This is a genomic window from Chryseobacterium contaminans (genome assembly GCF_001684955.1).
Taxonomy (GTDB): domain Bacteria; phylum Bacteroidota; class Bacteroidia; order Flavobacteriales; family Weeksellaceae; genus Chryseobacterium; species Chryseobacterium contaminans.
The window spans coordinates 23,002-34,590 of sequence record NZ_MAYF01000235.1 but is presented as its reverse complement, the minus strand read 5'-3'; the positions used below and the strand labels follow the sequence as shown (position 1 = coordinate 34,590).

At 34.6% G+C, this 11,589-nt stretch carries 11 protein-coding genes; 9 read left to right on the top strand and 2 right to left on the bottom strand.

Going from position 1 to position 11,589, the window contains the following annotated elements; translation table 11 throughout:
• The coding region (locus tag BBH99_RS12870; protein WP_165601936.1) for a C1 family peptidase at positions 1-744 on the bottom strand (744 nt) is incomplete at its 3' end.
• A 299-nt stretch (positions 745-1,043) separates the two neighbouring features.
• Positions 1,044-2,024, bottom strand: coding sequence for a BtrH N-terminal domain-containing protein (locus BBH99_RS12865; RefSeq protein ID WP_066696284.1), 981 nt, complete (start codon positions 2,022-2,024; stop codon positions 1,044-1,046).
• A gap of 142 nt (positions 2,025-2,166) precedes the next feature.
• Between BBH99_RS12865 and BBH99_RS12860 the strand changes: the two genes are divergently transcribed.
• The 9 genes from BBH99_RS12860 to BBH99_RS12820 all read left to right on the top strand — a co-directional run bounded on the left by BBH99_RS12860 (position 2,167) and on the right by BBH99_RS12820 (position 11,511).
• Positions 2,167-2,655, top strand: coding sequence for a GNAT family N-acetyltransferase (locus BBH99_RS12860; RefSeq protein WP_066696281.1), 489 nt, complete (start codon positions 2,167-2,169; stop codon positions 2,653-2,655).
• A 2-nt stretch (positions 2,656-2,657) separates the two neighbouring features.
• Entirely contained in the window at positions 2,658-3,137 is a 480-nt protein-coding gene (locus BBH99_RS12855) for a MarR family winged helix-turn-helix transcriptional regulator (RefSeq protein WP_066696278.1), read from the top strand.
• A 29-nt stretch (positions 3,138-3,166) separates the two neighbouring features.
• On the top strand, positions 3,167-3,664 hold the full coding sequence (locus tag BBH99_RS12850) for a GNAT family N-acetyltransferase (RefSeq protein WP_228390805.1): 498 nt from the start codon (positions 3,167-3,169) through the stop codon (positions 3,662-3,664).
• 434 nt (positions 3,665-4,098) lie between these two features.
• On the top strand, positions 4,099-6,231 hold the full coding sequence (locus BBH99_RS12845) for a type VI secretion system Vgr family protein (RefSeq protein ID WP_066696276.1): 2,133 nt from the start codon (positions 4,099-4,101) through the stop codon (positions 6,229-6,231).
• Between the two features lie 16 nt (positions 6,232-6,247).
• Entirely contained in the window at positions 6,248-7,855 is a 1,608-nt protein-coding gene (locus BBH99_RS21905) for a polymorphic toxin-type HINT domain-containing protein (protein ID WP_073300142.1), read from the top strand.
• Between the two features lie 2 nt (positions 7,856-7,857).
• A complete protein-coding gene (locus BBH99_RS12835; RefSeq protein WP_066696274.1) occupies positions 7,858-8,451 on the top strand; it encodes a hypothetical protein in 594 nt (197 codons plus the stop codon).
• Positions 8,452-9,217: 766 nt separating this feature from the next.
• Positions 9,218-9,823 (top strand): hypothetical protein, encoded by a 606-nt coding sequence (locus BBH99_RS12830; RefSeq protein ID WP_066696271.1) that lies wholly within the window; start codon positions 9,218-9,220, stop codon positions 9,821-9,823.
• A gap of 178 nt (positions 9,824-10,001) precedes the next feature.
• The gene (locus BBH99_RS12825; protein ID WP_066696268.1) at positions 10,002-10,490 is read left to right on the top strand and encodes a hypothetical protein; all 489 of its coding nucleotides are present in this window, start codon (positions 10,002-10,004) and stop codon (positions 10,488-10,490) included.
• Positions 10,491-10,629: 139 nt separating this feature from the next.
• Complete coding sequence (locus BBH99_RS12820) at positions 10,630-11,511, top strand: hypothetical protein (RefSeq protein WP_066696266.1); 882 nt, start codon at positions 10,630-10,632, stop codon at positions 11,509-11,511.
• The last annotated feature ends 78 nt before the right edge of the window (positions 11,512-11,589 follow it).

The following is an 11,589-nucleotide window of genomic DNA, read 5'->3' as shown; positions in this document are numbered from 1 at the left end:
ATAACCTACCACACAAATAGCATGTCCTCCTCTTATCTTACCGGAATGGCTTTTCCATATCCAATTGTTTGCTGAACTTAAACTATCAAAACTTCCATCCACTGTAATTGCAATAATTATTGGTAAATTCATACTTAAGAGTGTCTTTACATTATCAATATTGGTTTTATCTACAGTGGCCCAGGTGGTAAATTGATGGGTGGCTGCTGCACTTTTTTGAGCAGCATTAGGTTGTGTAGAGCACTCAGCATCTGTATAGGGCATTTCGCTCCAGCTGCAGACTCCTTGATTTTTTATTAAATCTAATCCGCGGGATACATATGTTCCATTAGGACAACCGCTTACTTTTATTTGATTATATACATATTCAGGACTTCTTGGATTGGTTACTCCTTTAAAATTATATTCCAGGGTACTTGCTGCAGCATAAGCCGTTGCAAAAGCTACACATGAACCTTCCTGCCCTTGATTTTGTATCTGAGGAGTGTTCGGAATAATATAACTTGACGGAAGAGCACTTACTGCAGCCTTGGAAGATTGGCCTTTAAATTTCATGGTTAATGCTTCCACATCAACTTTAGCAAACGAATTGTATGTGTTTTCATCCACCAATACTGCTCCTAATGAACGCATTGTCTGATTTTCCTGGTTAGGCTGTTGTGGATTTTGTTCTTCTTCATTTCTGTTACATGAAGAAAGAGATAGCATTCCCAATGCGATAGCGAATAATTTTAGGTTTTTCATAAATTTGTTGTTTTGAATTAACTTCCTAAAATTATAAATTATTTGTATTAGATTTAAATAAATTTTAAAAATATCGCATTATTTTAACTTTTTTTATTGATTTTATATTTTGTTAATCAGTTTTTGTTTGTCATTATTAATATTATTCTTTTTTTTATAAATTTTAATATAAAAATTACAATAAGACTAATTTCTTATATCTCAAAAGTTGAATATGGCTTTCGTAAAGGCGGATAAAGCTTAGCATTACATATTTTTGAAGATGGGGAGTTGTCATAAGATCCCTTGGTCATGCTTTATCAGTTTGAGGCAGCTAATATTTTCATTGCTTCCTTTTCTTGATCAGATAGTATTTTTAAAACTTCTGATGCTTCCTGAATATATTTAAAATCTTTTGTTTTACCTACCTTTTCAAATAACTGAGCGACCGTTTTCCAGAGTTCTGCAATTTCTGAGAACATTTCATATCCTGTTTTTAACTGTTTAAGTTCAAGCAGCTCATAGCCTTCTTTTAAAAAGTCCCGGTATAGGTTTCTGAACAAGGCTCCTCCGGTTCCTGCTTTTTCCATCATCATTGCTGATAATCCAAATTCAGCTTCAATATCTTTACTGGTATGGAACCATTTGATAATTTCAGAACTCGTTTTCAAAATACCTTTGTAAGCTATATTGGCAATAGGAGGGTTCAGGTATTCGGTGGTATTGTTTCTGATCGCAATGATGACTGCCTCTTTTAAATCAAATTCCTGATCTGATTTCTTTATGGTATAATATAGGTTTTTAGAGGCCATAGGTCCTTTTTCTGCTCTGGCCAAAGCAAGGCTTTGTAAAGAAGTTTGAACCTGGCATCCTTGCTGCTGAGTGTCTACCAAAAAAGCATTTTGATGATCGTAGCCGTAGATGGCAGCATAATGTCCGGCAAAATGAAACGGATTTGAGAAATATTCCAAATGATAGCAATCCATTTTTAATCCAACAGGCTGTCCCTTATCAAGAATTTCTTTTACAGAGGCCCAGGCTTTTGGAGAAGAAGATGTTTCCTTAACGGTTAATTCAAGATTTAGGTTTTTAGCAATATTTTGGGTAAGGATGTCAGGTTTTACACGGCCGCCTATAAAAGGGAAGTCCATGCCTTTCATATTCCAGAAAATATAGCTCAAACCTTCTCCTAAACCGAAAAGCATAGGTTCAGTAAGTTCGATTCCAAGTTGAAGCAATAAAGTTCCCGTCGCAGTGGTTTCGCAATGCTGTCCGTTAAATGGTTTTATTTCTATTCTCATTTCAGTAGCCTGATTATTAGGTTTTTAATCTTGAAAATTAGTTAAATATCGGGAAAACTATGTTAAATTTTTTTAAAAACAAAAAACAATTTGCATATATGTATTTAACTACGTAGTTTTATACTTTAAAAATGAAAACACTATGAAATTACAGGTACAATCTATAGGAAATGCATATTCGGAGCAGCTTATTGATCTGATTCTGACCATTCAGCAAAAAGAGTTTAATATCCCGATTACAGTAGAAGATCAACCTGATCTGAAACAGATAGAAAGTTTTTATCATGAAGCCGGAGGAAACTTTTGGGGAGCTTTTATAGATGGGGAACTGGTAGGTTCCATAGCTTTGGTGAAGTTTGACAAAAGGGCAGGAGCCATCAGAAAAATGTTTGTGAAAAAAGAATTCAGAGGCCGCGAACTGAATATTGCCCAAATCTTATTGGATATTTTAATTGCTTTCTGCCGTGAAAATGGTATTGATGACCTATATTTGGGTACTATAACGGTATTGAAAGCAGCGCAGCGTTTCTATGAAAGAAATGGTTTTGAGAAAATTAAAAAAGAAAACCTTCCGGAACATTTTCCATTAATGAGCGCCGACGATATTTTTTATCATCTACATATTGACTGAACATGAATGTAATTAACGAAGCTGGAATTCTTGCCATCTCTACAAGAATGCACCGCCTCAGTGAACAGCTGAGAAAAGATGGTGCGTTGATTTATAAAGCCTTTGGAATTGATTTTGAGTTAAAATGGTTTCCTGTTATTTATACTATTTATCAAAAAGATTTAGCCAGTGTGGTAGAAATTGCTAATGAAATAGGATATACTCATCCATCTACCATCACCTTGCTGAATGAACTTGAAAAACAGGAACTGATAGCATGGAAGAAAGATAAGCAGGATGAGCGTAAAAGACTCTTTATGCTGACTACTAAAGGGAAAGAACTTATTGAAAAAATGAAACCGGTCTGGGAGCTCATGTCTCAGATACTGGGAGAGATTTCCGATAATCAGAACAATTTGTTGGCTGCTATTAACGAAGCGGAAGAGAAAATTGCCAGTCAGTCTTTTTATCAGAGAGCTTTACAGCTTAAAAACTCAAAGTAATCATCTGTATTATGATAAAACTATAAAAAATGACAATGATTAGAAAAGCCGTTCATGAGGATGTACTTCAGGCCTCACAGGTACTTGAAGAAGTAAAAACCCACATGTTGAGTGAAGGAATTGACCAATGGGATGAAGAATACCCAAATATAAAAGTTCTTACAGAGGATACTGAAAAAGGAGAAGGATTTGTGTATGAAGAAGAAGGAAAAGTACTGGCTTACATGGCACTGAATGAATTATGTGATGAAGAATACAATGATCTGGACTGGAAAACACCTACACCGTTTTTGGTGATCCATCGTTTATATGTAAAACCTAAAGCACAGGGAAAAGGAATATCCAGTAAAATGATTCGTTATGCAGAAGAGTTTGCTCTTCAGAATCAATATCGATCTATACGGTTTGATGCTTTTTCTCTGAATGATACCGCTAATATTGTATACACTAAAAAAGGATATGATTTGGTGGGAACAGTCCGTTTTCGCAAAGGAATATTCAACTGCTATGAAAAAGTTGTGAAATAGAAACACATCATATTATTTGTTAATTAACACCCATGTTATTGATTATCTGATCATAATATGGGTGTTTTATTTAGCGCTGACATGAAAAGCTCCGGTAGAAAGGCTTTTTAAACTTCTCAGTCGTAGTTTTACTACAATTTTTGAAATAATGGGTAATTCATTTTGACGTGAATATTTAAGGTTATATATTGCATTACCAAAATCACCGAAAAACTTATGAAAAAATACAATAATCAATCCTGTAAAAAAGTACTGTCAGATACTTAAAGTGGAATTATATTTCTGAAAAATTCCAACTGCACCCATCTCAGATCAATCATAAAAAAGCTTGTTCAAGAGGCCGTTGCAAGCTGCCGATTGGTTCTTTGAGTTAAAGGGTCTCACCTGCAAAGGTTGAATATCCAATTAAATCATACACCAAAAAAATTGATGTCATGTTTCAGGAACAGAATAATCTTCCCAAACCGGAAATAGATTCAGAGAAGACAGGTTTTGTAAACAAAATCCAGGAAAATAAAAAAATTAATGAAGTAAAGAAAGTTGCTTCAAAAGTGAATAACGCAGTGAATGTTGTGAATACAGGAAAACAATTCCTGAATCAGCCCTTGCTGCCGAATGAGCCTTCCGTTATTAAAGACAAACTTTGGGCAAAACAGCCTACTTCCAGAATATTTAATGCAGACAGGATTCCGGAGAGTGCCATAGCAGGAATTAATCGGGTGGTAAAACTTGATATTCATGTGGAAGGCAAGTCTATAAAATATTTCAAACACTTTAAACTTACTCAAAGTGCTACTAAACATCATGAATTTGAGTTAATTCTGGCGCATGATACTTTAGGAAGTGCAGAAAATCATAACCTTGAAGAAGTACAGAATTTCCTTGGGAAAAGGATTACAGTAGTCTTCAAGTATAAAGATGTAGAAGGTGGTGCCGAACGAAATTTTGTAGGAGTCATTACAGAAGTAGGATTTAGCCAGGAAAAAGGAAGCCTTGGGAATCTTGTATTATCAGGATGCAGTCCAACTATTTTACTGGATGCAGCTCCGCATATTCAAAGTTTTGGGGGAGCACAGCCTATAAGTTTGAACAGTATAGCCAATGAAGTTATTAAAGAAGGATTAGGACAAGGAAAATATGATTTCAGGGTAGACGCCCGCCAGGGAAATGTATCTTACAGTTGTCAATACGAAGAAACTCATTATAATTATCTGGCAAGAATCGCAGAAGCTTATGGTGAGCAATTCTTTTATGATGGGGAGGTATTACATTTCGGGCAGCTGCCTCCACAGGAAAAACCTGTGATGTTAACTTATGGCAGTAATCTCACCGATGTCAAAATCAAAATGAAGGCCCAGCATGTAAATCCCACATTTTATGGTTATAACAGCAGTAAAAATGAGAAATTCAAGGGTGGAAGTTCAAAAATAAACCATACTTCAGATATTGCTAAGAGAGCTTATGAAATTTCGGAAAAGACATTTCAGACTCCATCTTTACGGGTTGCTCCCATCAAGGCTGTTTCTTTTATGGACATTGATGCCTCACAGAAAGGTGCTGCGGGAAGCAAGGCTTCAGAAGTTTTTATTACTTCAGGAAATACAACTGTTCCATTCCTTTATCCAGGCTGCATTGCAGATATAGAAATGCGTAAATCAGATACTAATGATACTGGATATTTTACCAAGCTTATGCTGATAGAGGTAACCCATCAGGTGGATGCACGAGGGTATTACGATGGATCATTTCAGGCAATAGCTGCTGATACCGGATTTATTCCAAGACCGGAATTTACAGTTCCGGTAGCAGAACCTCAGTTTGGAAAAGTAATTTCGAACACAGATCCCGAAAACCAAGGCCGCGTACAGGTTCAGCTTGATTGGCAGAGCGGACAGGACACTACAGAATTTATCCGTGTGATGTCTCCCGATGCCGGAAGCAGCGAAAAAGTTGGCAAAAACCGTGGCTTTATGTCTATTCCTGAAGTGGGAGATCAGGTGATCGTCAATTTTGTACATCTTCATCCGGACCGTCCTTTCGTCATGGGCGGAATGTACCATGGCGGAATTGGAGCTGGTGGCGGTTCAGGAAATAATATCATGAGTTTCAGCGGTAGAAGTGGCGCAGAATTAAAATATGACAATGGCGCCGGGTCTATGAACCTCAAAGATCAGGGCGGTGCCAATATGCATTTTGACGGAACCGGAAACGCAACTACTAATGCCAATAGCAATCATACCGTAAATGCAGGAAGTACCAACGTAATCAACGTTGGAGGTAAAAAAGATGCTCCACCGCAATCCTTATTAAAAATGGATGCCGGAGGAAATATTACCCTTGATGGAAAAACAAGTATTACCTTACAGGTAGGAGATAATTCTATTACCATCTCTGAAGCTGGAATTACCGCATCAGCAGGAAAAGGAACTATTGATATTACGGCACTTACCGGTGCACTGGGACTTTCAAGTAAAGGCGGGCCTATGGATATTAGCACAGATTCACCACTTACCATTACCGGAGGGCCAAGCGCTGTGATGTCTTCAGGAGATACCAATATTATGTAATTCTAAAACAGAAATCATGGATGAGTTAGAATACATCACCCTCAATGCCCTGATGATGTGCGACCAGGGAGCTGCCCCGGATTTCTTCAAACCTACATTCAATACAAAGGTGAAGATCCATGGCTGTCTTGTGGCGACCAATCAAGACGCCAAGCCTTTGATTAACATACCTTCTTTTAAGGTGTGCAAGATTAGTGGTGGTCCCTGTACCCCAGCCACTGTTCCCATGACCTGGCAGGATACCTGGCAGGTAAAAATCAACGGAATCAGATCTTTGATAGGGAAAAGTACCTGTCAATGTCCAGTAGGTGGAAAGATAGAATTTATGACGAGCGGACAGGTTCCTCTTCCGGACGATGCCGCTCAGGAAGTAAAAGATATGCAGGATCAGGCACAGCGTGAACTCGACGATAGCGGACATGGAGACAGTGTAGGAGAAGCAGGGCTTGTAGAAGGAATGATTCCTGTTTGGGGAAGTGGTCGTGACCTTATCAATGATATACAAACCGGAGATGTAGGGGGCAGCCTTATGAATGCCGGATTTTTAATCTGGGATGTAGCTTCTATTGCTGTAGGAGTGGTTTCTTTTGGGACCGGAACGGTAGCGATGCAGGGGGCAAAAGCAGGAATGAAAGGAGCTATAAAAGCAGGTGCAAAAGCTATTTCTAAAGAAGCTCTTCAGCAGATGGGGAAAGCTGCATTGAAAAAACTGAGCAAAGAAGCCTTAAAGAAAAGTATAGATGATGTTGCCAAAAAGCTGCTTAAAACCTGTGTCTTTGCCTGTTTTCCAGCCGGAACCCCTGTTCATACCGAGGATGGAATTAAAAATATTGAAGACATCAGAATTGGAGATCTGGTATGGGCTTATGATGAAGATACAGACACTGTAGCTCTTCAGCCAGTGATTGATCTTATCACCAATGAAAGTGACCATACCATTAGTATTTATACGGAAGCAGAAGTGATTGAAACTACAGCAATACATCCTTTTTATACTGAAGAAGGTTGGAAAGATGCCTCAGAATTAGAAGCAGGGGAAAAAATTCTAACCAAAAATGATGAAAAAGTTACCATTGAAAGAACAGAATATAGCTATGAACCTAAAAAAGTTTATAATTTTACGGTAGATAACTTTCATACGTATTTTGTAGGGTTGCTTGCTTTGCTAGTGCATAATGCAAAACGATGTTTAAGTCAAATAAAACATTTACCAGATTGGCTAGCTAAGATGTATAAAGGAAACTATTTTAATTTTATAAGAGAACAATACTATAAAAGAATGGGTGGCTTCAATGAGGTGGTTTTAGAAACAGGAAAGCGTCTAGATAGTTATATTCCAGGTAAAGAAATAGTTTCAAGAAAATTTTCACAATTGGCAAATATTACAGAAGATACTGCAAAAAAATATATTGATGAACTGGTTCAGAAGTATGCTCCAGATACTGTTATTAAAAATACACCAAGAAATGCTGATGCTATTGCCAAAGCTGGTGATAAGCTTGCAGGAGAAATGATATTAGAAGTTCCTGTTCAGAAAAATGGATTACCCAAAGCAGTTATTGAGCATGCCAATGATCTAGGCGTAACGATCAGAGATGTTACAGGTAAAATTTTAAACCCTTAAAAATGAATAAAGAAATAAAATATTTAAATTATTGGAGCGCAAGAAAAAGACTTAATTCAGAAACAGCTTCTGTTATGAAATGGGATTTATGGAATAAAACAAAATTTAAACCTAGGGTTGAAAAGGGAGAACTAACGTCTAAAGATATAGCTTTTCAAAATCATAATAATAATTTAGGTTATGAGTTTTGTGCGTTTGATAATAATCATACAGAATATCCATTTGCTTATGTTAATATAATGCCCCAGAATAAACATATTAGTGTCGAATTTTTTGATTTTGTTGGAAGGAAATATTTGAATTATTTATTTGGGGAAAGTGAAAAGTTTCCAGACAAGATATTTTTAAAAGAAGTTTGGTATTACCACTTTATTTCTGAAACAACTGAAGAGGAAGAATATAGGCTACATTTTAATTTTAATGAAAATGGTGATGTAAAATATACAAAATATGATGATAAAATTGGTAAACTAGAAGATTTTGAAGGTAATCAAAAAATAGATATCACCTATCTCTATGAAGATTTTCCAATTTTTAATGAATATGATAAAATATTGATTGAGAATAGAATTCCATTAGAGGGAATAATAAATTAATCTTGTGAGTTATTAATCAGAGCGATTTGATAAAAAAGAGATTATTATTCATCATAACATATTTTATAAATAGAAGTCAGGAATTAGATTCAAAAAATTATTACCTAGATCATAGAAGTCTTAATAGATCTGCTGGTGCTAAACTTGGACAAAATTATTTGCCTCCTTTAATATAAATAAAAAATAAATAATGGAATTATCAAACCATATTCAAGACCAATTCGAAAAAATTGATGAAAAAATCGAAAACTATTAAGAGAAAGGAAATCATAATAAGATTATTGAATTAGAATTAGAAAAATGGAGTTTACTTCCAGATGTTAAAGAAAATTATGATGAAAGTTTTTTTATAGCAAAATCATTAGTTGATGAGTACACACAACTTAAAAATAATAGTGAAGCAAAAAGATGGATTGATATATTCTTTCTTTGTGATAAAGAAAGATTAGATGACGGAGAGAGAGAATTTGTTGCAGGTAAAAGTCATTATGAATTCAACGAGTATCAAAATGCATACGAGGAATTTAAAATTGCATTTCAAAAGTCAGAGGGAAGATCATTTCAGGATGAAGATCCAAAATATCTAGACCTTTATAAAAATCCCGGAAAATATATTAAATAAGTATGGAACTGTCTGATGAAAAGTATGAAACTATAATAGAATCTCTGGAAAAAGGAGATTCCTTTGTAGAGAGAGGAATACTAAATATTTACAAAATGAAATACCAAAATAATTGATAGGAATAAAAGGATTCAAACTATTATTGTGCAGGAAATAAGATACAATATTTATAATGATGTTGCTTTAAAAATTTTAAATAATGAAGTAACCTTAAAAAGAATAAAAATAAAGTTTGAAGATGAATTGAGTAAATCAGTATTAAAAGAAAATACTTCATCTCCACTTGCTTGGGCACAACATGCACATGCAAATAATTTATGGTATCCTATCACTATTTTTAACAATAATAAACCAGAAGTTTATATAAGTTATGGTTCCGAATATATTGTTGTTTCTTTTCTTGATAAGAGATTATTTGAGATCATGAGTTTAACTTATAAAAAAGTTGATGAAAACAGATTGTTTCTTATGAAGATTTATTTAAGAGAATATAATGGGATTGCGCAAAAGCCACTGCAAGATCTAAAAAATGACAAGAAAATTCTTTTTACTGAGGATGGAAGCCTTACTGTTACAACAAATGAATTTATTAGAAATGAAACGGTTACAGTAGTTGAAGATATTGTAGAGTCAGCAGAAAAAGTAAATGTTTCTCATAATTGGATAGAAGCTCCAGCATTTGGAAATTATGATTCCTTATGTGAATATAATAAAATTTTAAAAAAAGGAGATTTATTACAAAAAATTTAAACTGATTATTTCAAAGTAAATGAGATTATTATCCATAATAACATATTTTATAAAAAAATATGGTAGTATTAGAAGCAGAAAAGTATAATAATGTAATTGATTTTGGAAAAAAAGCAATTACCAGTTTAAAAGAAAATAAAGATCTTAAAACTAGCCTATTTTGAGTCTATAAATTTTTATGAAAACATATCAAACAATCCAGCCAGAAGTTATTGTTGGGCTAGGCGAAAAAACTGAATTTCTGGAGAAAGAAGCTCCATTTTTAACAGTTATAAAATTACATATACAACTTGAGGACTGGTTAGGTGATGACTTAATGGAATGTCATCCCTGTTATATTGTTACTGAAAAGCTTAAAACCGGATTACAGACAACAAAATTCACAGGATTTGAGTTTTCAGAAATGATTGTAACTAAAGATGAGTACTTCAACGATAATTACCAATTGAATAAATCATTACCTGAATTTTACTGGATGAAGATTATCGGAAAGCAGGATGTTGACGATATCATTATTGGTCCGGAAAAGTCGTTATTAGTTGATGAAGAACTGCTTAATTATTTGAAAAACAATTTCACACTCAATTATATGGATGTCAATCCGGAAAGAAATGAGTTTGATGATTTATTAGATCAGATGATAGCGGAAAGTAAAAAAAATAAATAAAATATCGAAGACATCAGAATATTGTGGATGAAATCATTAATGCGGAATGGGCAAATATATAAAAACCAATTTTTCATAATAAATAAAACATCTTTAGAAAAGATCATTAATTCGATTATACAGGAGCTAAAATAAGGCAATGAGTATCTCAAATTTCTTTTTCGGGGAAAATATTCCTCTTCTTCAGCTTGAAAAATTCTCGCAGGAATATACCCTGAATGTGGAGAATACTTTTCTGATGGGTAAAGACAATCCCCCAGTCTTTTTAAAAACTTCATCTGAACTGTTGGTTCACCAGCAAAAAGAATCAGATTTTATTTACAATACCGTAACCCTTCAGGAGATTACAGGAGATACGGAAGATCATTCAATGAAGCCTTTTTTATTGCAAAGTCTTGCCCTTGCTGATATTTCGCGTAATCTTTATATCAAAAGAAATGCAAACGGAAAGATACTTTCTGTTGAGAATACAGATGAGCTGTGGAAGAGCTGGGAAGAATGGAAAGAGGATAAACTGGCATCTGTTTTTCCGGAAGAAAAAGATCAGATTAAACTGGTTACCAATTATGAAAAAGGACTGAAAAGTTTTGAGGGAGAACTGAAGAAAAACTTACAGTATATTCTGTTGCTGCCCGAAGTGTACAGTCTGATATTTCCACCTAATGAATACTACAGTTTTCTATCCAGCCTACTGAGTATCCATTCCAGACTGATGCTGGGAGTAGAATATAATTATCAGCTCAAACTGGTAAAGCTTGAAGAGGAAAGCAATACTCTTTCTGTAGAGTTTCACGCTGTGCTGAACAACCGGGATGAATTAATGAAAAGTCATATCAAAAAGCTTTATGAAAATGAGAAGGAATTTTCTATTGACCAGTTTGAATTCAGTGTCAAAACAAAATATAATTTTGAAAAATCATCTGGCAGGATCATGAATGCTGAGCTTCATTTCATAGAAAAAATGCATGAACATCTTGCTTATATGATTGATATGGATTTAAAGATTAAATCGGTTGAATAATAATGATATTGCTAAGAGAAAATAACAACATCTTTCAAAAGAAAAGAACCCGCCAAAAGATGGCGGGTTCAATTAATT

What these genes read in the sequence shown, in the direction of transcription:
- BBH99_RS12850 (WP_228390805.1), top strand. Translation starts at nt 3,167, where the DNA reads ATGACAATGATTAGAAAAGCCGTTCATGAGGATGTACTTCAGGCCTCA.
- BBH99_RS21905 (WP_073300142.1), top strand. Translation starts at nt 6,248, where the DNA reads ATGGATGAGTTAGAATACATCACCCTCAATGCCCTGATGATGTGCGAC.
- BBH99_RS12835 (WP_066696274.1), top strand. Translation starts at nt 7,858, where the DNA reads ATGAATAAAGAAATAAAATATTTAAATTATTGGAGCGCAAGAAAAAGA.
- BBH99_RS12845 (WP_066696276.1), top strand. Translation starts at nt 4,099, where the DNA reads ATGTTTCAGGAACAGAATAATCTTCCCAAACCGGAAATAGATTCAGAG.
- BBH99_RS12825 (WP_066696268.1), top strand. Translation starts at nt 10,002, where the DNA reads ATGAAAACATATCAAACAATCCAGCCAGAAGTTATTGTTGGGCTAGGC.
- BBH99_RS12860 (WP_066696281.1), top strand. Translation starts at nt 2,167, where the DNA reads ATGAAATTACAGGTACAATCTATAGGAAATGCATATTCGGAGCAGCTT.
- BBH99_RS12865 (WP_066696284.1), bottom strand. Translation starts at nt 2,024, where the DNA reads ATGAGAATAGAAATAAAACCATTTAACGGACAGCATTGCGAAACCACT.
- BBH99_RS12855 (WP_066696278.1), top strand. Translation starts at nt 2,658, where the DNA reads ATGAATGTAATTAACGAAGCTGGAATTCTTGCCATCTCTACAAGAATG.
- BBH99_RS12820 (WP_066696266.1), top strand. Translation starts at nt 10,630, where the DNA reads ATGAGTATCTCAAATTTCTTTTTCGGGGAAAATATTCCTCTTCTTCAG.